21 protein-coding genes and 4 pseudogenes are annotated in these 25,338 nt (G+C 64.6%); 9 read left to right on the top strand and 16 right to left on the bottom strand.

The window, feature by feature from the left end:
* Positions 1-490: 490 nt before the first annotated feature.
* A pseudogene (locus HDG32_RS02615) lies at positions 491-1,309 on the top strand (sterol desaturase family protein); the annotation flags it as partial.
* A 183-nt stretch (positions 1,310-1,492) separates the two neighbouring features.
* Here the strand turns inward: HDG32_RS02615 and HDG32_RS02610 are convergent.
* The 9 genes and pseudogenes from HDG32_RS02610 to HDG32_RS37160 all read right to left on the bottom strand — a co-directional run.
* Positions 1,493-2,638 (bottom strand): MFS transporter, encoded by a 1,146-nt coding sequence (locus HDG32_RS02610; protein WP_184062977.1) that lies wholly within the window; start codon positions 2,636-2,638, stop codon positions 1,493-1,495.
* Entirely contained in the window at positions 2,635-3,429 is a 795-nt protein-coding gene (locus HDG32_RS02605) for a DeoR/GlpR family DNA-binding transcription regulator (RefSeq protein ID WP_184062975.1), read from the bottom strand. The genes HDG32_RS02610 and HDG32_RS02605 overlap by 4 nt, the downstream gene beginning before the upstream one ends.
* Positions 3,430-3,528: 99 nt before the next feature.
* Positions 3,529-5,031, bottom strand: a complete 1,503-nt coding sequence (locus tag HDG32_RS02600; protein ID WP_184062973.1) for a PepSY domain-containing protein — start codon at positions 5,029-5,031, stop codon at positions 3,529-3,531.
* Positions 5,032-5,101: 70 nt separating this feature from the next.
* Entirely contained in the window at positions 5,102-7,375 is a 2,274-nt protein-coding gene (locus HDG32_RS02595) for a TonB-dependent receptor (protein ID WP_260335502.1), read from the bottom strand.
* Positions 7,376-7,559: 184 nt separating this feature from the next.
* The gene (locus tag HDG32_RS02590) at positions 7,560-7,970 is read right to left on the bottom strand and encodes a DUF2946 domain-containing protein (protein ID WP_184062969.1); all 411 of its coding nucleotides are present in this window, start codon (positions 7,968-7,970) and stop codon (positions 7,560-7,562) included.
* Between the two features lie 221 nt (positions 7,971-8,191).
* Positions 8,192-8,788: a molybdopterin-dependent oxidoreductase gene (locus tag HDG32_RS02585; RefSeq protein ID WP_184062968.1), complete on the bottom strand. Its 597-nt coding sequence runs from the start codon at positions 8,786-8,788 to the stop codon at positions 8,192-8,194.
* A 320-nt stretch (positions 8,789-9,108) separates the two neighbouring features.
* Positions 9,109-10,416, bottom strand: a complete 1,308-nt coding sequence (locus HDG32_RS02580) for a LysR family transcriptional regulator (RefSeq protein WP_184062966.1) — start codon at positions 10,414-10,416, stop codon at positions 9,109-9,111.
* Positions 10,413-10,739 (bottom strand): annotated as a pseudogene (locus tag HDG32_RS02575) (FCD domain-containing protein); the annotation flags it as partial. The pseudogene HDG32_RS02575 and the gene HDG32_RS02580, both read right to left, overlap by 4 nt.
* An 8-nt stretch (positions 10,740-10,747) precedes the next feature.
* Positions 10,748-10,879, bottom strand: a pseudogene (locus HDG32_RS37160) (GntR family transcriptional regulator); the annotation flags it as partial.
* Between the two features lie 368 nt (positions 10,880-11,247).
* Here HDG32_RS37160 and HDG32_RS02570 point away from each other — a divergent pair.
* The 3 genes and pseudogenes from HDG32_RS02570 to HDG32_RS36125 all read left to right on the top strand — a co-directional run.
* A complete protein-coding gene (locus HDG32_RS02570; RefSeq protein ID WP_184062964.1) occupies positions 11,248-12,090 on the top strand; it encodes a gallate dioxygenase in 843 nt (280 codons plus the stop codon).
* Entirely contained in the window at positions 12,090-12,449 is a 360-nt protein-coding gene (locus tag HDG32_RS02565) for a protocatechuate 3,4-dioxygenase (RefSeq protein WP_090806862.1), read from the top strand. Before HDG32_RS02570 ends, HDG32_RS02565 begins: the two co-directional genes overlap by 1 nt.
* A 47-nt stretch (positions 12,450-12,496) precedes the next feature.
* Positions 12,497-12,703: pseudogene (locus HDG32_RS36125) on the top strand (MarR family transcriptional regulator); the annotation flags it as partial.
* A 165-nt stretch (positions 12,704-12,868) separates the two neighbouring features.
* Here the strand turns inward: HDG32_RS36125 and HDG32_RS02555 are convergent.
* The 4 genes from HDG32_RS02555 to HDG32_RS02540 all read right to left on the bottom strand — a co-directional run bounded on the left by HDG32_RS02555 (position 12,869) and on the right by HDG32_RS02540 (position 17,402).
* Entirely contained in the window at positions 12,869-13,504 is a 636-nt protein-coding gene (locus HDG32_RS02555) for a membrane integrity-associated transporter subunit PqiC (RefSeq protein WP_184062962.1), read from the bottom strand.
* The gene (locus HDG32_RS02550) at positions 13,501-14,796 is read right to left on the bottom strand and encodes an MlaD family protein (RefSeq protein ID WP_184062960.1); all 1,296 of its coding nucleotides are present in this window, start codon (positions 14,794-14,796) and stop codon (positions 13,501-13,503) included. The genes HDG32_RS02555 and HDG32_RS02550 overlap by 4 nt, the downstream gene beginning before the upstream one ends.
* Positions 14,793-15,998 carry a paraquat-inducible protein A gene (locus tag HDG32_RS02545; RefSeq protein WP_184062958.1) on the bottom strand — a complete coding sequence of 402 codons (1,206 nt, stop codon included), beginning with the start codon at positions 15,996-15,998 and terminating at the stop codon, positions 14,793-14,795. Before HDG32_RS02545 ends, HDG32_RS02550 begins: the two co-directional genes overlap by 4 nt.
* 213 nt (positions 15,999-16,211) lie before the next feature.
* Complete coding sequence (locus HDG32_RS02540; RefSeq protein WP_184062956.1) at positions 16,212-17,402, bottom strand: L-dopachrome tautomerase-related protein; 1,191 nt, start codon at positions 17,400-17,402, stop codon at positions 16,212-16,214.
* 518 nt (positions 17,403-17,920) lie between these two features.
* On the opposite strand from HDG32_RS02540, the gene HDG32_RS02535 reads away from it, so the two are divergent.
* Positions 17,921-18,697: a hypothetical protein gene (locus HDG32_RS02535; RefSeq protein WP_184062953.1), complete on the top strand. Its 777-nt coding sequence runs from the start codon at positions 17,921-17,923 to the stop codon at positions 18,695-18,697.
* Positions 18,698-18,839: 142 nt separating this feature from the next.
* Here HDG32_RS02535 and HDG32_RS02530 read toward each other — a convergent pair whose 3' ends face one another.
* Both HDG32_RS02530 and HDG32_RS02525 read right to left on the bottom strand, forming a co-directional pair.
* On the bottom strand, positions 18,840-19,226 hold the full coding sequence (locus tag HDG32_RS02530) for a BON domain-containing protein (RefSeq protein ID WP_184062951.1): 387 nt from the start codon (positions 19,224-19,226) through the stop codon (positions 18,840-18,842).
* A 55-nt stretch (positions 19,227-19,281) separates the two neighbouring features.
* Positions 19,282-19,824, bottom strand: a complete 543-nt coding sequence (locus HDG32_RS02525; protein WP_409339998.1) for a cysteine hydrolase family protein — start codon at positions 19,822-19,824, stop codon at positions 19,282-19,284.
* A gap of 229 nt (positions 19,825-20,053) precedes the next feature.
* Between HDG32_RS02525 and HDG32_RS02520 the strand changes: the two genes are divergently transcribed.
* On the top strand, positions 20,054-20,374 hold the full coding sequence (locus tag HDG32_RS02520) for a pyrimidine/purine nucleoside phosphorylase (protein WP_184062947.1): 321 nt from the start codon (positions 20,054-20,056) through the stop codon (positions 20,372-20,374).
* Positions 20,375-20,563: 189 nt separating this feature from the next.
* Here HDG32_RS02520 and HDG32_RS02515 read toward each other — a convergent pair whose 3' ends face one another.
* On the bottom strand, positions 20,564-21,211 hold the full coding sequence (locus tag HDG32_RS02515) for a DsbA family oxidoreductase (RefSeq protein WP_184062946.1): 648 nt from the start codon (positions 21,209-21,211) through the stop codon (positions 20,564-20,566).
* Between the two features lie 213 nt (positions 21,212-21,424).
* On the opposite strand from HDG32_RS02515, the gene HDG32_RS02510 reads away from it, so the two are divergent.
* From HDG32_RS02510 to HDG32_RS02500, 3 genes are all read left to right on the top strand, one after another.
* Positions 21,425-22,153, top strand: a complete 729-nt coding sequence (locus HDG32_RS02510; RefSeq protein ID WP_184062944.1) for a 2OG-Fe(II) oxygenase — start codon at positions 21,425-21,427, stop codon at positions 22,151-22,153.
* A gap of 104 nt (positions 22,154-22,257) precedes the next feature.
* Positions 22,258-23,160, top strand: a complete 903-nt coding sequence (locus HDG32_RS02505) for a LysR family transcriptional regulator (RefSeq protein ID WP_184062942.1) — start codon at positions 22,258-22,260, stop codon at positions 23,158-23,160.
* A 133-nt stretch (positions 23,161-23,293) separates the two neighbouring features.
* On the top strand, positions 23,294-25,249 hold the full coding sequence (locus tag HDG32_RS02500; RefSeq protein ID WP_184062940.1) for an aconitase family protein: 1,956 nt from the start codon (positions 23,294-23,296) through the stop codon (positions 25,247-25,249).
* Positions 25,250-25,338: the final 89 nt, after the last annotated feature.

The following is a 25,338-nucleotide window of genomic DNA, read 5'->3' as shown; positions in this document are numbered from 1 at the left end:
CGCCGGTCCGCATGATTCAGGCGCGCTTTCGTCGCATGACGTGTCGGCATGTTGACTGGTACGGGTCGCAAACCTTGATCCGTCAATGCGCGTTCGGGTATTCCCGCGCGCGTCGAACGACGTGTACGAGCCAGCACGAAGGCGTCGGGGCATTCCCGCGGCGTCTCATTTCCGATGCATTGCGTGCGATCAGGCCAGCTTCGAAGTGCCCCGGCAGGCATTTCTCCATACGTAGCAAGCCTTCATTCCAGCATGGCATAGCCATTGCAATGACGAATGCACAAGAACTACACATGTTGCAGCCGGGATTTCACGCAGTGAACAAATGCCGACGGCAGCAAAAATCTTCGCGATTCGCGCTCGGGAAGCGTGGCGCAACTTGCGAGGTGGGGCGGGGCCAATTGCAAACGGATGTCGACAAACAACGACGACGCGAGCGGACGTTACGGCTGCATCTAACGTCCGCTCGCGATCGTGACGGCGTGAAGCGATGACCCCGCCATTTTTTTTTGTGCTCGCGGGTGAAGCCGAATTCGCGGCGGGCCCCGCTAAAGGGCGCTTGCGCGCGGGCCGGCGGGCTGCGAAGATCATGCTAACGACCGCCGCATCAGGGAATTCCATGTTAGCGTCGAGCCCGTTTCCCGCATTGCTGCACCACGCGAGCCTGTGGCTGCAAGCCTACGCGCTCGTGCTGGTCATGATGGGCGTCGGTGCGTTGCTCGAGCGTCGCTGGCCGGCCGCATTGCTGCAATCGCGCGCGGGGCAGCGTCTGAACATGGCGTATGCGGGTCTGTATCTGGCGTTGGCGGAAGCCACGAAGCCGCTGACGGCGGCCGCGAGCGTCGCGATCGTCAATGCACTCGGCGGCGGGATGGTGGTGCTGGTGTCGCGCGGGTGGGGCGCGCTCGCTTCGTTCGTGATCGTGCTGCTGACGATCGATTTCCTTGAATACGCGTTTCATCGCTTGCAGCACACATGGCCCATCCTGTGGAAGCTGCATTCGCTGCACCATAGCGCGGTGGATTTCAACGTGACGATCACGTTGCGGCATCATTGGATAGAAGTGCTGCTCAAGGGCTGCCTGCTTTATCCGCTCGTCGGCGTACTGTTCAAGGTCGAGCCGTGGATCGTCGGTGCGACCTCGATCGTGTTCATGTTCGGCAACTATTTCGCGCATCTGAATCTGCGCATGGACTTGGGCCGCTACGTCACGTGGGTCAACAATCCGCAGTATCACCGGCTGCATCACTCGATTCGCGCCGAGCATCTCAATCACAACTTCACGCAGCTATTGCCGATGTGGGATCACGTGTTCGGCACGCGTTGGGTGCCCGCGAAACACGAGTGGCCCGCCACCGGTCTCGACGATGGTACGCAGCCGAGCTCGCTGCTCGGCGCGTTCAGCTGGCCATTGGGTCAGCATGCGGCACGCGATGCGTTACCCGTTCGCAAGCCGCTTGCCGTGCTCGACAAGAAAGCGAAATAACGCTGGCTACGCGGGTTGCGCGGCGCGCACCGCCTTGCCGCCCAGCAGCGACACGATCAGCGTGGCCATCACGAGCACGCCCAGCGCCGCGCGCAGGCCGAGCACGCCGGCACCGAAACCAATCAGCGGCGGCCCGACCAGAAAGCCCGCATAGCCGAACGTGGCCGCCATCGACACGCCGATCGCCGGCGTCGCGCTCGAGCGACCCGCCGCGCTGAAAATCACCGGAACGATATTCGCGAGACCGATGCCGACCATCGCGAAGCCGACGCACGCGCTCAGCACCGTCGGCAGGCTCAGCACGAGCGCGAGTCCGGCGAGCGCGATCAGACCGCCGAGCGCGACGACCTTGCTCGAACCGAAGCGCCGCACCGATGCGTCGCCGGCGATCCGGCAGGCCGCCATCGAAAACGCGAACGCGGAGTAGCCGATCGCGGCGACGCTCGCTTCCTGGTTCAATGTGGAGCGCAGGTACACCGCGCTCCAGTCGGCCACCGCGCCTTCGACGAGCATGCACATGAACGCGAGCAGCGCCAGTTTCATCACGCTGCTGTCGGGCCATGCGAAGCCGCTCGACGCGGCGGCCGCGCGCGGACCGATATCGCGCAACGCAAACGACGCGGCGAAAATGATCAGGGCCGCGATGAACAGATCGGGCGCGAACAGCCCGCCCATGACGCCGACGCCGCTTTTCTGCAACATCGCGCCGCTCGCCGCGCCAAGCAGGCCGCCCGCGCTCCACGCGGCATGAAACGACGACATGATCGGCGCGCGCCAGCGTGTTTCGATCGCGCTCGCATGTCCGTTCATCGACACGTCGAGCGCGCCGTTCGACGCGCCAAGCGCAAACAGCACCACGCACAACGTCAGCATGCCCGGCGCGAGCGCGGGCAACGGCAGCGCGATCGCGAATGCCGCGCCGAGCAGCGCGGTGGCGCGGCCGCTGCCGACGCGTGGCGCGAGCTGTCCCGCGAGCGGCATCGCAACGATGGCGCCGAGCGCGAAGCAGAACAGCGCGATGCCGAGCGAGGTGTCGCTGAGCGCCAGGCTTTCCTTGATGCGCGGCACCTCGACCGCCCATGCGCCGATGCCGAAACCGTTGGCGAGAAAGACGGCGAGCGTCGCGATGCGTTCCCTGACGAGTGAGTTCATGGGCGTGCCGTCATCACGTTATCGCAGACGGCCTGGAGGCTCGCGACACGCGCGTGCGGCACGTCCGCTTCGACGAACAGATAATCGACGGCCGAAACAGGCGCTACCGCGAACGGCGCCGCTGTCATGAGCTTTTCCGAAGTCAGTGCGATGGCGATCTGGCTACTCGCTTTGACCATCGCGCGTTTCAGTTCGGCGTCCTCTGCGTCGAATACGGCGACGCCTTCGTCGGGGTCGAAGGCGCAGGCGCCGAGAAAACAGAGGTCCGCGCGGATCTGCTGGATCTGCAGCAGCGCGGTCGCGCCGAGCGAGCCCGCCGCGCCGCCGGCGATGCGGCCGCCGATCAGGATCACGTCGATACCGGGGCGGTTCAGCAGCCGCGCGCAGGCCTCGGGCGAATTCGTGACGACGCTCAGGCCGGCGTTGTCGGGCAGCGCCGCCGCGATCGCGACGTTCGTCGTGCCCGCGTCGAGCAGCACGATCTGCTTCGGACGAACGATCGATACGGCCGCCGCGGCAAGGCGTGCCTTGCGATCGACGGCCTCATGCATGCGCAGCGCCGCGGGTTTGTCGGCGGGCGACATCAGTAGCGCACCGCCGTACACGCGCTTGCAGTGCCCCTGATCCGCGAGATCGCGCAGATGACGGCGCACGGTGTGCTCGGAGATCTGCAGCTCGGCGGCCAGCTCGGCCGCGAGCACGCGACCGTGCGTGCGCAATCGCTCCAGAATCAGTGCTTCGCGCTGCTCGGGCAGTAGCCCGTTGATTGCATCTTCCCGGGTTCGCTGCATGGATCTCGTCTCCATTTCGGCGTGAATCGATCATAATCGAGCAAAATATATCGTAAACGTTCGTGGGGCGCAAGCGGTGCGCCCCGGCTCGTCTTGATCTCACGCGACGCCGTTCGGTTCCGGTCGTGAGTCACGGCCGAAAACCAGCCGGTCGAGCAGCCACACCGCGACGAGCGTTGCGCCCATCAGCGGGAAAACGACGCCGAGAAGCGCGAGGCCGGTTTTCCAGCCACGCATCGGCGGCGCGGCGCGCTCGCGCGACGGCGCGCCGAGCGAGCGTGGCGGCCGACGTTTCCACCACATCACGAAGCCGGTCACAGCGAGCGCGCCAAGGCCGAGCGAAATGGCCGCGCACAGTATCTGATTCGCGACGCCGAAGTAGCGACCCATATGCAGCGAGGTGCCGTACGACACGGCCTTCGCGATCGCGCCGTAATCGCCGTAGCGAATGTCCTTCAGGATCGCGCCGCTGTATTGGTCGACGTACAGCGTGCGTTCGTCTTTGGGATTCGCGGGGAACCAGGAGAGCGTGTAGACGCCGGCTGCGGAGTTCGGCAGCACGATGCGGTAGCCGTCCGCGATACCGAGCGACGCGGCGAGCGCGACGATATGCCCGAGCGACAGAGGCTGCGCCGCGTCGGTGGCCGCGGAAGAGGGCACGCTCGCGTTGCCCGCGGCCCACGGCGTCAGCGGCAACGGCAGGTCGTCCATGACCATGCCGGGCATCGAGCCCATGTCGGCGCGCGTGGCATGCGCGAGCGTGGCGCTCGCGTGGTCCGGGTGGTCCGAGGGCGTTCCCGGCACGATGGAGCGCAACGGCAAACCGCCCCACGCGCCCGGCGGAGCGCCAAGCTGCGTCGCGGTCGCGAACGCCTTGAACTGCTTGCCCCACGAGCCGGTCCACGGCAGCCCCGTCAATACGAACGCAAGTGCGCCAAGGGCGAGCCAGATGCCGATCACCGCGTGAAGACTTTTCCATAGCGGACGTCCTTTCAGCGCCAGGCGCGGCAGCAGCACAGCGCGCGTAATCGTTTTGCCGCGCGGCCACCATAGTGCGACGCCGGTGCCAATCATCACGAGCGTCCAGCATGCGGCCAGTTCCATCAGCAGTTCGCCGGGCTTGCCGAGCAGCAGCTTGCGATGAAGCATGCGATCCACCTGCATCAAGCGATGCTCGACGCTCAGCGTGCCCAGCACCTCGCCGCTATACGGATTCAGATAGACGCTCTGCTGCGAGCCGTCCGCGAGACGAAATACGAATTCCGCGCTGCGTTGCGGATCGCGCGTGATCACGACGGTCGTCGCGATCGAGCCGGGCGGCATCGCCGCGCGCGCTTTCGCGAGCAGCGCGTTGTCGGCCAGCCTCGGCACGGCTTGCGGTGCGACGACCAGTTGCTGTCGATAAAGCAGCGGCTCGATCTGCGGCTGGAAGCAATACAGCGTGCCGGTGATGGCGAGCACGAGTAGAAAAGGCATCACGAAGAGGCCCGCGTAAAAATGCCAGCGCCACAGTGTTCGATAGCCTGGATGTGTCGGGCCGCTCGCGGCGGCGGTTGTACCGTTCTGCGCGCGCACGCGTTCGGCGGTTCGAGTCGTGGACATGAAATCCTCGTCGGGCAAATGGGTCGATGGTTCGTGTGCGACAAGCGGTTTGCCGCGTCTTGCGTCAGGCCTAGATATGCAGCTTCGCTTCGACATAAAACGTGCGGCCCGGATACGGGTGGTAGACGAAGTAGCGCGCGTCGAACAGGTTGTCGACGCCGATGCCGAGTTCGCTGAGCTTCGTCGGCTTGAACGTGAACTTCGCGTCGGCGACCGTGTAGGTGCTGGTGCCGCCGAACACGTTGGGGTTCGTGTCGGTATTCGTCAGCGTGTTGTATTGACGACCCGAGTAACGCGCAGCGAGCGTCAGCGCCGCGCGCGCGTCGAAGTGATACGTCGCGGCAAGATTCGCGCGCCACAGCGGAATGCGGTAGAAGTACTTGCCGACCGAGGCCGGATTCCGTGCGTTCTCGAGGATCTTCGACTGCGTGTACGCGACGCTCGCGAGCAGATCGAGCCCGCGCACGAACACGTCCTCGCCCGAATAGCTCGCTTCGACGCCGCGCGAGCGAACCTTGCCGATGTTCTGGAAGTTCGTCACGTTCGGAATCACGGTGGTGTCGGTCTGACTGAAGATCGTGTTCTTCACGTCGTCCTGAAACAGGGAGAAGCGAAACAGGCCATTCCAATGCGCCCATTCGGCGCTCAGCTCTTTCGACAGATCGTCTTCGGGCTGCAAATATGGATTGTTGTTGACGATCGCGGAGCCGTTGATTTGCCCCTGGAACAGTTCGCTCGCGGTCGGAAAGCGATACGCGCGAGCGATCGACGCGCGCAAAGTCAGCTCGTCGCTGACATCGAACGATAACGACGCCTTCGGCGAAAGGTGGCGCTGGCTGGCATCGCTGTACGCGATCGTCGTGCCGGGCAGCGACTGTGCGCCATCGTAGGCTTGCCAGTCTTCATAGCGCACGCCGTAGACGAGCTTCCAGCGCGGCAGAAAGCGCCACGCGTCCTGCGCATAAAGAGCTTGCGTCTGCGTCTTGCCGGTGAACGCGTTGGCGAACGAGGTCGCGTCGCCGTCGCGCCAGTTCAGCGTGTTGTAGGTCTGGTTGTCGACGAAGTAGTTGTCGTAGTGGTAGCCGACGCTCAGTGCGTGATTGGCCAGTCCTGGCTGGTTCGTCGCGGGCGTATAGGTGCCGCGCAGGTCCAGCGTCTTCCAGCCGGTGCCGTCGTTGAACAGCACGGTGCCGGGGCCATTGCCCGGACCGCCGGCATTCGCGGTGCGTGCGACGCCATTGCCGATGTCGTAATACGAGGCGATCGCCTCGCCGTTCCAGCCGGTCGCGTTGCGCGTTTTCAGCGACACGCCGTAGAGCCAGTTCTCGCTGTGCCCGACACCCGGCGCAAACGCGGCCGCCGGAATCGTGTAGTGGTAACCGTTGATCGATACGTTGCCGCTGTACACAGGGTTGCCGGCCGCGTCGCGCAGGAACGTCGATGTTTCGCTGTTGTACGTCTGGTGCCAGTAGCCGAGCGTGAAGCCGCCCTGCAGCGTCGGCGTGAAGTCGTACTGCATCTTCAGCTTGAACTGGTCCTGCACCGTGTGCTCGATGCCTTCGCCGTTCACACCGAGCACGGCCGTCGGCGCATTGGTCTGGTTGTTGTAGAAATAGGCGCCGGTGACGGGCGTGTCGCCGGCCTTGGCGGGCGTGGTCGATTTAGCGAGTGTTGCGAATTGCAGCGGCTGACTCGTGTTCTCGAGATGATTGACGCCGAGCCGGTACGAGAACTTGCCGATGCTATCGCCGATCGACGCGCTCGCTTCGCTGCCGTTGAAGCTCTGGTTCACGCCGAACAGGCTGAAGTGCTGCGTGAATGCCTTCACGTCGGCGTTGGCCTCGAACTGCTTTGGCATGCGCGTGCTGATCAGCACGGTCGCGCCGAGCGAATTGCCCGGATACAGCGCGGAAAACGGCCCGTAGATTACGTCGACCTGCTGGATTTCGTCGGGATACACCATCGACCAGCGCGGCGGAAACGAATAGCTATTGCCGAGCAGGTTGCTCAGCAGCAAGCCGTCCGCATAGACGAGGCCGCGCGCGCTCTGCGTATTGCCGGTGCCGCGCACCGCGATGATCGAATTCAGATCGCCGATAAAGCGCTTGCGTACCGCCAGGTTCGGCATGTACTTGAGCACGTCCTCGGTGTTGACGACGTTCCAGTTCGCGAACTGATCGCGCGTCACGGTTTCGACGGAGGCGAGCAGGTTCGGGTCGACGGCGCGCGGTGCGGCGCTCGCGCTTGTGCTCGCACTGACGCTGACGGCGGGCAGCGTCGCGTCGGTGTTTGCGTCGGCGGCCTGCGTGGGTGTTGCGACGAAAGCCGGCACGAAGGCAGGCATGAGCGCGGGCCAAAGAACGGAACGACGAACCGCGCGATGAGCGGAAAAGACAGCGTCACGGCGGACGCAATAAGAGAGCCTTCGCAGCGCGAAGTTGAACATGAGCGTTTCCTCGATGCATTGAACAGGCGATCGCAGGCCTCGTCGATGTGGGCGACGAAGGCGCGATCAGAACCGGTAGCGATCAGGAAACGGCAGGTGGGGCGCGCGGACGTCCCGACGGGAAGGCGCCAAGCGGGGTGAAGCGGGTGGACAGCGTGGGCGGCGCGGTGCCGGCCAGCGGCAGCGCGGCCGGCGGCTCGACGGCGGCGAGCGTCGGCATCGCGACGTGATGTTCGAGCAGATGACAGTAGCCGCAGGCGCCGAATGCATCGTCGTGGCCCAGATGCACGGGCGCGGGGCTGGTTTGAGCGACGACGCTCGCATCGCTCACATTGCTTGCACCAGCCGGGTGAAGCGCCGAACATAGCGCGGCAATCGGCTCGTGGGCGCGGCCCGATTCGAGCAACTGACTCATGAGCGGCGCGAACACGACGAGCCACATGGCGACGAGGCCAAGCCATGCGGTCAGGTGGTTGCGCGAGTGTCGAGTCATGATCGTCGAAGAAAAGACGGGCGCGATTCTAGCATCACCGCGCGATCCTTTCATTCGCAATGACGGCCTGAGCTTCGTGAGCTTGCAGAAGGGGCAGGGCGAGGACGAAGCGCGCAATGCGCCGGTACACGCTGCGCCTGTTCCGGCGCGCGCCGGGCGAGGACTGGGCGAGCTCGGTCGAGCGCGTGCGGCAGGCGTGCGTCGAGCGATTCGGCGGCGCGCTATGACGCCTCTGTGAGCTGCATGTGATACAGGCCCCACGGCGACAATTCGAAGCGGTCCTTCAGTGGCTTGGCCGCGAGTTCGGGAATCTGATCGGCGTCGTAGATCGCCCATAACGGCCCCACGCCGCCGAGCGTCAGCGGCTTGCCGTCCATTTGTGTCGCGACGATGAAGTGATACTCGCGTACCTTGTCGAGCGTCGTCAACACCGCGTAGCCATCGACCGCATGCATGACGATTTGCGTGCTGCCCGCGTCGGGCGCGCCGACGTTTGCGAGCACGTCGGTGAGCAGCGGGCCGCTAAACGTATGCATGTGCGCATCGTATTCGATCGTCGGATGGATCGTCACGGTCTTCATGCTGGCGAGCCACGGCAGATCGACGCCGTACGCTTGCGAAAACTTCACCTGATGCTTCGCCAGCAGTTGATCGAGAGCCGGATTGAGCGCGCCGCGATTGCTGTGCCTGATCGCGCCGGAGATCGTCAGGAGGACTGGAGACGGCCCGCATTCGGCGTGCTCACGCTTCGCGCCGAATGCGGGCGCGATCGCCGCGCCCAGTGCCGCGGCGCTGGTCAGGAACTGGCGTTTGTTCATTACGTTTTCTCCGGGTGTCGTCGAGGCGCCGCGTGGTGAGGTGCGCGCTCTTCTATTGTCGGAGAATTGTCGCCGCAGGTGATACGGCGATGCTTCATTAACGCGTCATTCGCTATGCTATTTCCGCTTGCGGTTCGTGCCGGAACTGGCACGGTTCCTTGCGCGGCGGTCCAATGCGGTGCGCGTCTTCGCAGGCTTATGACGAAGTCCTTTTCCAATGCCCATGGACGCACGAACCAGGCGCAACGCAAGAAGCCTCGCGTACATCGGGGAAATCACACTCGACATCAACTCTTTGTTGCCCTGATCAATGGAAGTGCTCAGTTCGCGCCGATACTGACGGTGCGCGTCACGTCGACGACCGACAGCCGGATCGCGTCGATCAATGCGCGCGCGGCCGGTGACGGCGTGCCCGCCGCGCGCATCGTCAGGCCGATCTCGCGCCGCGTGTTGTGCAGCGGTACATCGAGCACCACCAGTTGCCCGGACTGAATCTCATGATGCAGCTGCTGCGCCGACAAGGCCGCCGCCATGTCGGTACCGAGCAGCAGGCCGCGAATCACCGCGAGGTCGGCGGTCTCGACGGTCGGCAGAGGCGGCTTCACCTTCATCCGCTTGAATTGCGTTTCGAACAGCGCACGCGCCGGCGCGTTGCTGCGCGGCAGAATCCACTGCGCGTCGCGCAGACCCATGATGGTCAGATCGTGCGCGTGAGTCAGCGGATGACCGCGGCGCACCAGCACCACCATGTCTTCCGACATCAGTCGCTCGTTTTTCAGGCCGCTCGTCGCGTCGTTGTCGCGCAGCGCGCCGAGAATGAAATCGATGTCGCCCGCGCGCAGACCGGCCACGAGCGTCTCGTATGCGCTTTCGTCGGTGACCACGCGCACGCCCGGATTCTCCGAGGTCATTCGCGCGATCGCCTTCGGCAGGATCAGCGTGCGCCCGAGCGGCAACGCGCCGACTGTCACCGAGCCCTGAATCTTGCCGTGCAATGCGGCGATATCGTCGGGGACGTGGCGCAGTTCGTTCAGCGCGCGGCGTACGTGAAGCAGGAACGTTTCGCCCTCGGCCGTCAGCAGAATGCCGCGCGGGCTGCGGTGAAACAGACTCAGTCCCGAGCCGCTTTCGAGTACCCGGATCGCGGTACTCACCGCGGGCTGGCTGATGCCGAAGGTTTTTGCCGCGCTCGGCATATGCCGATGCCGAGCGAGCGCCGCGAATAGTTGCAACCGCCGCGTGTTGAGCAGATACGCGGGCAATGCGCCTGCCGCGACGGGCCGGCGGCGCGTCTGTCGCGCGGTGCACCATCGGGCGAGTTCTTCGAGTTCGGCGAAGATCCGCTCGCAGCGATGCAGCACCGCGCGGCCGACCGGAGTGGGCAGCATGCCCGAAGGACCGCGATCGAACAGCGGTTCGCCGAGCGCCGACTCGAGCTCCTGCACGGAGCGCGTGACCGCCGACTGCGCGCGAAACAACGCGGCCGCCGCGCGCGTCGCGCTGCCCATCTCGGCGACGAGCCGGAATGCGCGCAGTTGCGCGAGATTGAGCAGGTCCTTGCTGCTGACCGACAGCGGCGCTTTGGCGCTCGCCTGGCTGGTTGCGGCGGAAAGCGTGTCGTTGCTCATGCCGCGCCCGCGATCAGATGCAACGACGGCAGCGACAGATTCAGACTTTCCTTCGAGATATGCGTGTGCTCCTTCATCAACGCCTCGACGCGCGCGCCTTCGCCTTTTTTCAGCGCGTCGACGATCGCGTGATGCTGGCGATGCGCGTACATCAGCATCATGAATTGACGCTCGCGCGCGGATTCGTCGAACGCGATCGTGAACGGCGACACGAACGGCACCTTGTCGTTCAGACTGAGCGCGGCCGTGACCGCCTGGTTCTGCGCCGCGTCGACGATCAGCGCATGAAAGCGGCCGTTCATCTGCGCGTAGCGCACGTCGTTTTCGACGACCATTGCGCAAGCTGCGCTTCGACGAGCCGCTGCCCCGGCGACAGTTCGCCCGACAGGATCTTCTCGCGTAAGGTCTGCACAATCGCTTGCTGGGTGGTCTCGTTCATCGTTTCGTCGCTCGTCGGAAGCAGCGCAGTATAGCCACGCGTGCAGCACCGCTCCAAGCCTTAAAAATGTGCGTTGCGAGTTGTTTTCCGGGCCATCTGTTTTATTTATCGCGTGACGAGATGCCAAGGCGTCGGGGAAGGCTTGCCTCACGGGCTTGGGATACCGAGGGGGGCCCTGCGCGGCGTGGGTCGGGGTGCGCTTCATCCGCGCTCCGGCCGCGCAAATGCCGGGCTTTTACTCGTCAACCCGGCGCTGCCTGAGGTATACCCGTGCTTCCCGTATCGCGACACAATTTCTATCTTTGTATCCCAAGACGGTCGTGGTGACTAGCGCGGTAAACCTGGCGACCTATCCGATTGGCAGCAGCACGAAGTGACGGAAGAGAACGAATATGGCAAGAATCATTGGTGGTATCGGCACGTCCCATGTACCCGCGATCGGGTTGGCGTATGACAAGGGCAAGCAGAACGAACCGGCATGGGCGCCGATGTTCAAGGGTTATGAACCGGTGGCGCAGTGGCTGACCGAGCAGAAGCCCGACGTGATGGTGATGTTCTACAACGACCACGCGAACAGCTTCTTCTTCGACTGCTATCCCACGTTCGCGCTCGGCGTGTCGCCCAACCACGAGTTCGCCGATGAAGGCGCCGGCAAGCGTCCGCTGCCCGACATCGCCGGTCATCCGGATCTCGCGATCCATATCGTCGAGCAACTGGTCGCCGACGAATTCGATCTGACCGTCTTCCAGGACCGCCCGCTCGATCACGGCGTCAATTCGCCGCTGTCGCTGATGCTGCCGCATCAGGGCGGCTGGCCGCTGTCGCTGGTGCCGCTCGAAGTCAACGTGCTGCAGTATCCGCTGCCCACCGCGAATCGCTGCTACCGGCTCGGCCAGGCGCTGCGTCGCGCGATCGAATCGTTCGAGCAGGATCTGAAGGTCGTGGTGGTCGGCACGGGCGGGCTGTCGCACCAGGTGCATGGCGAACGCAGCGGCTTCAACAACACCGAATGGGACATGGAGTTCCTCGACCTGATCGTCAGCGATCCGGAGCGTCTTGCCGCGATGAAGCACGTCGATTACGTGCGCCTCGGCGGCGCGGAAAGCGTCGAGACGATCATGTGGCTCGCGATGCGCGGCGCGCTGGGTCAGAAGGTCCGCGAACTGCATCGCAGCTACTACCTGGCGACCAGCACCGCGATGGCCGTGACGATCTACGAAGAAGAGGTGGCGTAATGAATCCGCAACTGGTTGGCGTCGAAGAACTGACCGGCACGTATCCGTTCGATATCCGCCAGAGCATGAAGGCGATGCGCCTGAACCGCTTTTTCTGGCAGATGCGCGAAGCGTCGGCGCGCGCGCTGTGGCTCGAAAACCGCACCGCCTCATACGATGCGGCCGGCCTGACGCCGGAAGAACGCACGCTGGTCGACAACACCGACTGGATCGGTCTGATCCGTTATGGGGTGTCTTTCTTCGTGCTCGAGAAGTTCGCGCGCGTGGTGAAGATCACCAATCTCGGCGTGTACGCGAGCATGCGCGGCGAAACGCTCGAAGCGTTTCTGAAGACTCGTCAGGTACCCGACGCCGTTTAAAGGCCGCGCATCAAGGCGCGCATCAAGGCAGCGCTGTCCGCTGGGCAATCCGATTTGACGCCCCCGCCAAGCCCCGCGACACGGCGATACTCGAACTCCGCGAGTTTTCTCGCCGGCTGGTCCGCGAACTCGGCTTCATGCGCACGACCATCGCCGACAGCGATCTGGCGCCATCGGCCGTGCATGCGGTGATCGAGATCGGCATGTCGCCGGGCATCAGCGCCAAAGATCTGGCGACCATCCTGCGGCTCGACGCGGCGCGTCATCTGTACGAGTCATTCGGCTTTCGGCTAGGTGAAGAATCGGAAGGCACGCAATGGGGAACACGCGTGGTCGAGCAGCGTTTCAACCGGCTTTCCGCAAGGAAAGGCGATAACGGTACTGCGTGATCGGCGGGGCAGCGAACTCGACGCCGTCGGTCAGTGCGCGAGGACCGACGCCGCGATCCGGTCGGCCAGTTCGCCGAGAACGCGGCTCAACGCGGCCGCCTGCGCGAGCGCATCGTGTCCATCGATCGCGGAGTCGAGCGTCACCTGCTGCCGCAGCGGCGCCTGATCCGAGTGCCCGGCCAGCAGCGTCCACTCCGCTTGCAGCGTCAGCGTGCCGCTCTCGTCGGCCGTGGCATTCAGCACGGTGACGACCAGCCTGCGCGTGCCGGGCGGCGCGGGTGCATCCGGAACGACGAACGATCCGGCGGGCAGCCGCGTGAGCAAGTCCTGGGCAAGCGTTTTGCGCATCATCTGAGCGAGCGGTGCGCCCCACCGGTCGCTATCGTCGATCGTCAGCCGGTTCTGCGAAGCCAGCGTGACGACTTCGAGCCGATCGAGCACCGCGGGAATATGCACGGCGGTCAGTTGAATCGGTGGGATCGGCGCCGTGGCGGGCGGCGCGTCGGCGGGCATCGGGTTCAACGTCACATAGCGTGTCGGTATGCTGTGTCCGCATCCGGCGAGCGTCATCGTCGCGACGGTTACGACAAACGCCGCCGTCCTGACGCTCGTCGCGAGCGATGCCGCGACGGCGCGTCCGACGGGGAACGTGGACCTCGTCATCATTGAGCCTCCTGCTGCCTGCCATGGATCAGCGCCTCCGGATGGCGGTCGAGATAGTCGGCCAGTGCCCGAATCGAGCGTGCGGTGTCGGTCAGCTCCTGCATGGCGGCAGGCAGGTCGTTCTGGCTCGACGCGTCGCCGCCTAGCGTCCGGTTCGCCGCGGCAATGGTGCGATCGGCCGCGTTCGCGGTGTCGCGCAATTGCGCGACGAGCGGACCGATCTGTGGCGAGACCTGCTGCAACGTGTGATCGATCTGCGCGACCGAGTGGTCGATGTGCGTCAGGCTGTCCTTGATCCGAGGCGAGGAACTGAGCGCGTTGATATGCGCCGCGATACTGCGGACCTGTTCGCCGGTTTGCCGGATCGGAAGATCGTCGATTTTCTGGATCACCTCGTTGGCCTTGGCCATCGTCGTGTCGAGATTCGCGGCGGCGACACTCGGAATGACGGGCAGGCCGTCCTCGCTGGCGAGCGTCGCCACCGGCGCGCCTTGCACGAAGTCGAGGTTGATCTTGTCCGCGCCGACGAGCGGCGGATCTTGCGACAACCGCGCGCGCAAGCCTGTGGCGACGAGGCGGGTGAGCATGCCGTCGACGAGCGGGCGCCAGTCCCCGTTGGCCGGTGGCGGCGCGCCGACGATGCCAAGCTGCGACGGGTTCAGCGCGATCTGCACCGGGGTGCTCAGCGCGCCCGTGCGTGCGTCGTAGTTCAGGCGCACGCTGGTGACGGTGCCCACGTCGAAACCGCGCAATTGCACATCGGCACCACTCTTCAGGTCGCCGACCGCACCGTCGAAGCGCACCAGATAGGTGACGACCGGGCCGTGCCCCGGCGCGAGCGCGGGGCGGCGATCGACACCGTCGAAACGCGATGCCGGCTCGCCGGGCCCGGGCTCCATCACGATCTCGGGGCCGGACAGCACTGCCTTGATCGACGCCGGATCGTTGAGATCAACGTGGGCGCCGCGCAAGAAAAACCTGGTCTCGCTGCGCAGATACTTTTTTTCGGCGCGATCTATCTTGAGCTCGGCTTTCACGTGTTGGCCATCGGGCGCGAGCGTAATCTCCGAGACGGCGCCGACCTTCACGCCGCGCAGCGTGACGATCGTGTCGTCGGGCTTCATGCCGTACGCGTTGTCGAAGGTTACCGTGACCGTCTCGCCCTGATGCATCAACGCGCGAACGCCGAGCCATCCGGCCATCGCGAAGGCTGCGACCGGCACCGCCCAGATCCAGCCGGGCCACGCGCTGCGCCGCACCTGGGCCTGCGAACGACGGGGACGCGTGCCGCTCATCGCTTGCTCCGCGGGTGGACGTCCCACATCAGGCGCGGGTCGAAGGCGCGCGAAGCGGCCATCGTCAGCAACACGACCAGCGCGAACGCGGTGGCGCCGATGGCGGGTCTGGCCGCGGCGATGCCGTCGAACCGGATCAGCGGCACGAACGCGGCGATCGTGAACACGTCGACGTACGACCATCGGCCGAGTTCGTCGATCAGGCGGTACAGATGCGCCTTGACCCGCAGATGCCGGCGCGAACGGCGCCGAACGGAGACGACGAACCATGCCATGCCGAGAATCTTCGCCACCGGAATGACGATGCTCGTACAGATGATCAGAATGCCGATCGGCCACAAGCCAGCGTGAAACAGCTGGTAGACGCCGTCGATGATCCGGGTTGAGTGGGTCCGCCCGAGTTGCATCGAAGTGGTCATCGGAAAGAAGTTGGCCGGGATCGTCAGAACGAGCGCGGCGAGCGACAGCGCAGCCGCGCGCACGACGGCGTCGGTTTTGCGAGCGCGCAACGTCAGTGCGCAGCGAGGGCAGGGGCGCCCCTCCTGCGACATCGGCACGACCAGATCGCAAACCGTGCAGGACAGCGGCGCTTCATGTTCCGGCAACTCGTTTTCCGCGGCGATCGCGCGCCACACCGTTCTCCGGTCGAGCGACGCGCGCGTGAGCATCGACAGCAGCGCCGCGGCGATGAAGCAGTAGCCGCCGGGGGCGATCGTGCCGGTCAGATTCTGCGTCACGCGCGCGTAACCGACGAAGCAGCCGACCAGATAGACATCGGGCATGGTCCAGATATCGAGCGAGGTGGTCCAGCGAAACAGCGCGCCGATTCCTCTGGTACGCCGGCCGAGCCGCAGCGCGGCGAGGACGATCACGAGGCCGCCAAAGCGGATGAATGGCAGCACGATACCGAAGGTGCCGAGCAGTACCGCGAGAATGAACCAGCCATCGTTCCACATCTCCACGATGCCCGACGACAGCAGTGATGAGCGTTCGACGCCGAGCATATGGACATACATCAGGGGCGCGAGGTTGGCCGGAAACAGCAATACGAAGGTCGCGGCCGCGCAGGCGAGCGCCGCGGTCTGGCTTCGGCCGCTACGCCGCTCGAGCGGAAAGTGACAGGCGCGGCAACGCGCGTAGGTATGTGCGGTGAGCGGCGGGATGTCTTCGAGCGCGCCGCATTCGGGGCAGCCGATCGTCATGCGACGTTCTCCATCGGCTGTCCGTTTTCAGGCGGGCAGCGCGTTGCGAATGAGGTTTCGCCGATCATCACTCGACCCCTGGCGCCGTTTGGCGCGTGCATGTACGGCAGACGCGCTGGCGCGCGCCAGCTCTTGTCCTGCACTAGCATGGCGCGTTCCCGGCCGGTCTCGGCGCGCCGGGCAGCACGGACGAACGGCGGCGGCGGTGTGGCGTCAGTCGGGTGAGCGGTTCCGATCCGCTTCGCTTTGCGAGCCGGGCGGCGTGCCCGGTTTGGTGTCCGGCGCCGCTAACGGAGCGGCGTCGGCAATGATCAGCAACCTCGAAGACAGCGCGTCGGGATGGCCCGGCTTGAACCAGTTCATCTCGGGAATGCGTGAATCGGTCAGGTAGATCGTGCCGTCCGGCCCTTCCGCGAACGTATCCGGCCATCGCAGGCCGGGCTCGTGCAGCAACGTCGTCAATGTCGCGCCGTCCCATACCTTCACCGCATGTTCTTCGACCGCGGTAATCAGCAGGCGTCCCGTCCGGTCGATGTGCAGCCCGTCGGCGGGGCGATGCTCGAGCACTTTCTCGACGCGGTTGCCGACTTCATCGGTCGCGAGCGTGGTATCGCGAAGCGCTTCGGTGGGCACGCGGTAAAGCGTTTTGCCCTTCACCGCCTGCCAGTACAGATACAGTCCATCGCGAGTGAGCGCGATGCCGTCGGCCGCCAATTCGACGCCGCGTCCATCGGGACGCCGCAATGGTGCGCCGCCTGCATGGACCGTGACGCCCGGATCCGTTTGCGTCGACGGATGCCCGTCGAGCACGCGGCGCGCTTGACCGGTGCCGAGATCGACCACCACGATCGCGCCGCGTGTTCCAGAGTCCGTGATGTAGGCGAAACGGCCGTCCGGACTGATGCGCACGTCGTTCAGATAGCTGCCCTGAGGCGCGATGTCGAGCGTGAACGCAATGCAGCCGACGACGCTATCCGTCGCAAGATCGATGCGGACCAGTTTAGGGGCACCCGGCACGACGAACGCCTGGGCCGGCGCGCCGGGGTCGAGTACCCACAGGTTGTTTTGGCAATCGCACAGCATCGCCTGCACGCAGACCCAGCGATCCTGCGGGTTCAACTCGTCACGCCTGGCATTGCGCCAGCCGTTCCATCGATCGTCGGGATAAGGACGGACGTCGCCATCGGGCGTGAGTACGCCGACGGAGATCGGCGCGTCTTCTGTCCAGCGCGGGAAGTTGACGAAGATGCGTCCGTCCGCGGCGACGGCGACGCCGGTCACCTGGTGCCCGAACGACGCAATCTCGCGCAGATGCGGCAGCGAGCCGTCGTCACCGGCGCTCGATGCAGGCGCGGCGGTCAGTGGAACCCGATCCGCGGCGGTTGGCGTGGCGGTGTCTTTCATGGGCTGCCTCCGGGACAGGACGGAAATGTCCGTATTCAGCAAAGCGAATGCCGCGTGCAAGGATAAAGTAGATCGTAATCCGCGAATCTTTCGGAAGGTATTCAACGTGAATTGCGGACCGTCCTTTATGCGAATTGTTTGACTTTCGCGAGAGCAGAGAACGGTAGTGCGCGCAATAGGGAAAGCCGAGTTGTCGCGTGGCGCTTGATACGACATGGCGCGCTAAAAGGCCGCGTTGCTACTACGTCATTCAGGGCGAAAAGAATCGCTCCGCGGCGGCGTGCGGAGCCGCCGTACCAAACGGTCCGTTTCGGCAACTCTGACTCTCAGGGTTTCTCCTGACTCGCCTTTGGACCCGCCGTGTCACTCGTGCGCTACACCGCTCATTTGCAAAGAAAAAATAATGCCGACGTCAAAGGAATGTGCTAGAAAATAACAATTGCACGCGCAGACGAATAGCCACGCCTGCAAGTAAAAATTTCGGCTTTCAATACTCTTAATCGGCCGCGAGGTGGATCATGAGAACAAGGACGCTTTGGGGGCTCGGGGTGACGACGGTCGCTTCGGTGCTAACGCTGCAGTGTTATCCAGCGTGGGCCGACGGGCCCGAAGCGGCCTATGCGTCCGACGACGAGGTGCCGGCCGGCTCGCTCAGTCCGAACGAGTACAAGGTCAATGCGGACGGCATGAAAGAAGATCCGAATGCGAAGATGTCGGACGTGGCCCGCGCGTATCGCAATGGCTATATCAATCGCGGCAAGCAGGATCAGGCCGATTACCAGGCAATGATCGACTCGCACAATCACGGTCAGCGGCAACCCGCCAGGACCGACGTCGCGCGGGTCGACGTGCCGCCGCTGCCGCCGGGCGTTCCCGAAGACGATAACTCGAAGTACACGAGCATTCCGCCGCAGCCTCAGAAGCCGCGGCCGGTCCAATACGCGCAGCGTCAGGTGCCGCAACCGCCACCGCAACAGCAATATCAGCAGGTGTACCAGCAGCCGCAATACGCGCCGCCGCCAATGCAATACCAGCAGGCGCCGGCCTACGCGCAGATGCAGCCGGTCTACGACAACCAGCCGGTATACGTGCGGCAGGACTATCCTCAGCCGCCCGTGCAGTACGTGCCGGTTTATCCGCAGGCGCAATACGATGAAGTGCCGCAGGTCGTGGAAACGGTGGTTCAACCGGTCGCGCCTGTCGCTTATCAGGTTTATCGTCCGCCGGTCTATTGGGCGCAGCCGCGCGTGTATGCGTATCGCGCGCCGGTCTACAGCTATCGTATGTGGCGTTGAGGTATTGCGCGAGTCGTGGCGGCGTTGCGCAGCAATGGAACGCCGCGGCGAATACTCGCACGCATCGATTGATTGGTCGATAGAAAGTACTCAGCCCGCCGCATTCGTGGCGGGCCGAGTACTTTCTTTTATTCGTTTTGCGCTAGTGACCGCTGGCACCTCTCGTGCGCACATTCAGATGGTTATTCACCTGTCTGACTCCGCGCACCGACCTCGCGACACTGCCCGCGCGTTGCACCTGAGCGCGCTGCGGTACCCAACCGGTCAGCGTCACGATACCGCGGCGCGCCTGCACGTGAATCGACGTTGAATGCAGGTTCGGTGTGCGTGCGAGCGCGCGCCGCACGTCGCGCGCGAGCTCGCTATCGGGTCTGTTGCGAGGCGGCGATGCCGCGATGGATTGGCTTTGCGCGGAAGCATCGTTCGGCATGCCGCCACTGGTTTGCGCATTCGCACAGGTCGCAGTGCCGATCGCAATCGCTGCCGCGGCAATGGCGCCAATCAGGGCGCTCGCGCTGTCTTTTCTCACAAGTCCTCCTGTACCACCTGATTGTCGCTCGCCGCGCAGCAGATCGACGTTGCGGCTATTGCGGTTGCCCGTTGCCCAATAGCGCGTCCGTCGTGACGACCGTGCAGTACTCGTGATCGAGATTGGCCAGTGACATCGCATGAATGTCGTCGGCGCTGCGCGGCGTTCCGTGCCAGTCGGTCCGTGCAAAAGTGAAACAGCCGTCGGCCACGAGATACGTATCGAAGCCGAGGTTGCCGGCCATTCGCACCGTGGCCTCGACCGAGTTGTTGGTGATGACACCCGCCACGACCAGCGTCGTGTGGCCGGCGGCGCGCAGGCGGTCCTCGAGTCCTGTGCCGATGAACGCGTTATTCGTGCGTTTCGCAATCACCGGCTCGTCGGGCAACGGCACGTTCGACGCCTTGAATTCGTGTCCCGCCTGACCGGGCCGATAGTGCGACCCAGGCTCCGTCGAGTCGTGCCGCACATGCCACACCGGCCAGCTTCGGCTACGCCAATGCGCGAGCAAGCGGCTCACCTGCGTCTCGGCTGCGGGATTGTTGCGCTCGCCCCAGCTCGGATGATCGATCGCGCGTTGCAGATCGATCAACAACAATACGGCGCCGGCGGAAGGAGCGGGAGAGCGCATGGGTCGAATGAGTCTGTGTAGGTGTCGATATGGTTCTGGCAGACTTTACCGTATTGGCGCCATCAATAGCCATGTATGATGGCGGGCTCGCGCCCGGCAGGGGCCCTGCGCGGGCGGCTTGCGCGGATCGCGCGCCGTCTGCCGCGCCCACCGGGCCGCAACGCCTCCCTTCACGATGATCCAGAGGAAGACCGCCATGACGGCTGCAACGCAATTCGACCAGGTTTCTGTTGTCAAACGAGCCAACGTGTACTTCGACGGCAAGTGCGTGTCGCACACCGTGCTGTTCGCCGACGGCACGCGCAAGACGCTCGGCGTGATCCTGCCCGGCATGCTGAACTTCGGCACCGACGCGCCGGAGCTGATGGAAGTGCAGGCGGGCAAATGCCGCATCCGTCTCGACGGCAGCGATGAGTGGAAGACCTATGGCGCGGGCGAATCGTTCTCGGTGCCTGGCAAGAGCCGCTTCGATATCGATGTGGTCGAAACGCTGGACTACGTTTGCAGCTATCTGTAGGCGGCTTTAAGGCGCGTGCAGTGGGATAAGAAAGACCTGTTGCAAGCAGCCGGGACGGCTTGGACAATAAGGCCCAGACTATCTTTGCTCAGATGTGTTGAAGAGACAACACGCAAGCATTCGCGAGTGCATGCGTGAGCCAGGTGCTCAGAATGGGCCGTCCATTACGCTTCGCTTCGACGATGAACCTTACACCGTCTCTTTCGCCGCGATCTCCTCGATCACCTGCACGAATTGCTCGACCGGCTGGCCGCCGGTCACCAGATAGCGGCGGTTGAAAATGATCGACGGCACCGATTGAATGCCCATTTCCTGATTGTTCTTTTCCGCTTCGCGCACTTCATCGGCATACGCGCCGCTCGTCAGCACGTCGCGCGCTTCGTTGGCGTCGAGTCCTACCGACTGGGCCGCTTCGACCAGCACGTCATGATTGCCCGGATTCTTGCCGTCGGCATGATACGCGCGCAATAGCGCGAGCTTCAGCGGCAACTGGTGGCCTTTCAGGCCGGCCCAATGCAGCAGGCGGTGCGCGTCGAACGTGTTGTAGGTGCGGGTGCGCGGACCGAAATCGAAGCCGACGCTCGCGCCGCGTTCGCGGATCATCGCCTGCGTTTCGGCGATCTGCGCGGCCGTGCGGCCGTATTTCTTGCCGAGATACTCGACGATGTCTTCGCCGTCCGGTCCCATCTGCGGATTCAGTTCGAATGGATGCACGACGATGCGCGCGTCGATTTTGTCCTGAAGCCGCGCGAGCGCGAGCTGCAGCGACGACAGGCCGATCGCGCACCACGGGCAGGCGATGTCGGAAACAAAATCGATGGTGAGCTGCTGTTTCATGGTTGTCCTGGCGGAATGAAGTGCGATGCGGCGGCGGCGAGTGCGGCCGCAACGATACCGAGAGCGTAGCGTGAATCGTCCGTCCGTGCAGTGCGGCTGAATTTGACCGCAAGACCCGGAGTGTTTTCCCGCCACCACACTCGTACACTAAGTTCATCGAGCTACCTACCTTGATGGCGCGGGCGACGAGCCCGCGCCGCCCACTCATCGACGATGAACGCAATCGCTCCCACCCAAACGATCGACCAACGCGTCGACGCACTCGACTGGCCGCGGATCGAACACGATCTCGATCAGTACGGCTGCGCCGCCGTGCCGCAACTGTTGACGCCCCGCGAATGCGACGCGCTGAGCGCGCTCTATACACGCGACGCGCTTTATCGCAGCCGCGTCGTCATGGCGCGCCACGGCTTCGGTCGCGGCGAATACAAGTACTTTGCGTATCCGCTGCCGTCGCTCGTCGGCCGCTTGCGCGGTGCCCTTTATCCGCATCTCGTGCCGGTCGCGAACCGCTGGAACATGGCGATGGGCATCGACGTGCGCTATCCGCCGAAACATGCGGATTTCATTCGACGCTGCCATGACGCCGGCCAGGTGCGTCCGACGCCGCTGATCCTGCAATACGGCGAGGGCGATTTCAACTGCTTGCATCAGGATCTGTACGGCGAACACGTGTTCCCGCTGCAGGTTGCGGTACTGCTGTCGGAGCCGGGGCGCGACTTCACAGGCGGCGAGTTCGTGATGACCGAGCAGCGTCCGCGCATGCAGTCGCGTGCCGAAGTCGTGCCGCTCGCGAAGGGCGACGCGGTCGTGTTCACCGTGAACAGCCGGCCCGTGCAGGGTACGCGCGGGCCGTATCGCGTGAATCTGCGGCACGGCGTGAGCCGCCTGCGCTCGGGACATCGGCATACGGTCGGCATCATCTTTCATGATGCGCTGTGAGGGCCGCTGTCGGCGCAATGGCGCAACACCGCGTGCCGTGAGACGATAACGGCCACGATTCCGGCGATCAGCCGCCATTGTCGTAAGATCCGTCGCCTCGTCCCATGGAAAACCTGCTCAAGAAACTCGATCTGACTTCGCTGCGTCTGTTCGTCGCCGTTTGCCAGGAGCGCAATATCGCGCGCGCGGCGCAGCGCGAGTTCATCGCGTCGTCGGCGGTGAGCCGGCGCATCGCCGAGATCGAGGCGATGATCGGCCTGCCGGTGATTCAGCGGCAGTCGCGCGGCATTACCGTGACGCCGGTCGGCGAGACCGTGCTGCGCTACGCGCTCGCGATCATCGGCAATATCGAGCAGATGAGCGCGGAGTTGTCGCGCTTTTCGACGGGCGTCAAAGGGCGCGTGAGGGTGGTCGCGAATCTGTCGTCGATCGTGCAGTTTCTGCCTGAAGACGTGGCCGCGTTCGGCCGCGCGTTCCCGGATGTAGCGATCGAACTCGAAGAAGAAAACAGCGCGGACGTGCTGCGTATCGTCGACGAACACGGCGCGGACTTCGGCATCTGCAATCCGGTTGCTGGCAGCGAGGCGTTCGAGCAGGTGCCGTACCGGCAGGACCGGCTCGCGGTGCTCGTGCCGGGTGGGCATCGGCTCGCCAGCGCGGCGCGGGTGAACTTCGACGATCTGTTGCACGACAGCTTCGTCGGCTTGCGCAGCGAAAGCGCGCTCACGCGCTTGCTCGCGCAGCAGGCGGCGAGCGCGGGCCAGCAGCTCGACGTGCGGATGCGCGTGAGCAGTCTCGATGCGCTGTGCCGGATGGTGCATGCGGGGCTCGGCATCGCGATCGTGCCCGAGCCGGTCGGCCTGCTCTACGTGAACACGCTCGACGTGCGGCTGCTGCCGCTTGCCGATGCGTGGGCGGAGCGTCATCTGATCATCATCTTCAAGGCGCGCGAGCAGTTGAGCGCGAGCGCGGCCGCGCTGGTGTCGTTCCTCGGCAATCCGCCTTAGACGATTCCACCACCCGCACTCCGCGCCGCGGCTCCGCCATCGAGCATTCGCGAAACGAGACGGCAGCATTGCCGCACCGGCACTTCGGCATCCGCCTTGCGCACCGTATAGTGAGCGCAAGGAGAATGCAGTGATGAGCGATACGATTCGTTTGGACGGCCGCGTGCTGTACCTGTCGCAAGACCCGGCCGTGATCGAGGCGCAACTGGCCGGCGAAAACTTCACTCGCGACACGGCGGGGCCGTTGCGCGACAACGTGTCGACGGACGAGATCACGCCCGTCACCGTCATGCTCACCTACGACGAGCGCCTCGGCCAGTACCCGTACGTCGGCTTCAAGGCCGGCGAGCGTCTGCCGATCGGCCGCAATGCGGTGAAGGACGGCGGCTTTCGCGTGACGGTGGCCGGCAAGCGCTACGGCAAGGGCTCGTCGCGCGAATCGAGCCCGCTCGCGGAGTTGTCCGCAGGTATTCGCCTGATCGTTGCCGAGAGCTTCGAGCGTATCTATCAGCAGAACTGCGACAACATCGGCATTCTGACCACGACCGATTTTTCCGTGCTCGATCGCTTGCTCGCAGGCGTTGCGGTGCCGATCGACGAATTCCTGAAAGGCCGCGACTCGCTCACGCAGCAGATCATCCGCAGCGGCGGGCTGCTCGCGTATAGCCGGTTCGCGCAGTGGCCCGCGCCGGGCGCGCGCGCGAGCGATGCCCCGAACGAGGCGCCGGGCGCCGAGCCGAAAACGCTGGTCGAGAAGATCATCGACCGTCATCTGCATCCGGGCACCGCGAGCGCGCAGCGCGGCGACGGCGTGTTCATCGCCGCCGACTGGCGCTTCAGCCACGACTATTTCACCGGCATGTGCGCGCATCTGATGCATCGGGCGTTCGGCAAGCCCGCGCCGCTGCATGCGCCGGATCACATCATCGCGTTCCAGGATCATCTGGTGCTCGCGCCGCAGAGCATCCCTCACGTGCGCGACGGTCTGTTGCCGGGCGTCGCGAATCTGATGGAAGGCCACACGTCGTTTTCGCGCGGCTACCCGGTGCGCTCGCACGGTGCGCTCGATGGTGTGCCCGGCTCCGAGGGCATCTGTCATGCGTTGATGGCCGAGCAATACGCGCTGCCGGGCCAGGTAGCATGCGGTACCGATTCGCACACGCCGCATTCGGGCGCACTCGGCTGCCTCGCATTTGGCGCGGGCGCGACCGAAATCGCCAATAGCTGGGTCACGGGCTACGTGCGCTGCAAAGTGCCGGAGACGCTGCGCATCGAGATCGACGGCCAGTTGCGCGACGGCGTGACCGCAAAGGACGTCGTGCTGCATCTGCTGCGGATGGAGGCGATTCGCTCGGGCGGCGCGATCGGCCTCGTGTTCGAATACGGCGGCGCGGCGGTGCGCGCGACGTCGATCGACGAACGTGCGACGCTGACCAACATGGTCGCGGAACTCGGCGGCTTCACCGGCATCGTCGAACCGGACGAGCGCACGGTCGCGTTCCTGAAGGAGCGGCGCGGCGTCGATTTCGTGCTGGAAGGCTGGATGAAAAGCGACGCGGACGCGACCTACCGCGACACGATCCATATCGATGCGAACGCGATCGAACCGATGCTCGCGCGTCCGGGCGACCCCGGCAATGGCGTGCCGGCGCCGCGGCTCGAACAGGACGTCGCGATCGATATCGCGTACGGCGGCTCGTGCACCGCGGGCAAGCGCGAGGACTTCGATTTCTATCACGAGGTGCTGCGTTGGGGCGTCGAGCACGGCCTACGGGTGCCCGAGCGCACGCGTTTGTATCTGCAATTCGGCACGATGGCGGTGCGCGCGTATTGCGAGGAGCAGGGCTATCTGCCGGTGTTCGAGCGCGCGGGCGTGACGCTCGTGATGCCTGGCTGCGGCTCGTGCGCAAACTGCGGACCGGGACAATCTGCCAACCCGAACGACGTGACGATCAGCGCGATCAACCGCAATTTCCCCGGCCGTTCGGGACCAGGCGACGTCTGGCTCGCGAGCCCGTACACGGTCGCGGCGAGCGCGCTGGCCGGGAAAATTACCACGTTCGAACAATTGCAACGCGGGCACGGCTAGAATGCTGGCCGGACTCCGGCCGACCCATCGTGGCGCGTGCGACGCGCGACAAGACGCAAGGCCGGCATCGAACCGGCCGCGGTAAGCGC

Origin of the sequence: Paraburkholderia sp. CI2 (genome assembly GCF_014201055.1) — a bacterium.
Taxonomy (GTDB): Bacteria; Pseudomonadota; Gammaproteobacteria; order Burkholderiales; family Burkholderiaceae; genus Paraburkholderia; species Paraburkholderia tuberum.
This window is presented reverse-complemented; position numbering and strand designations above follow the sequence as displayed.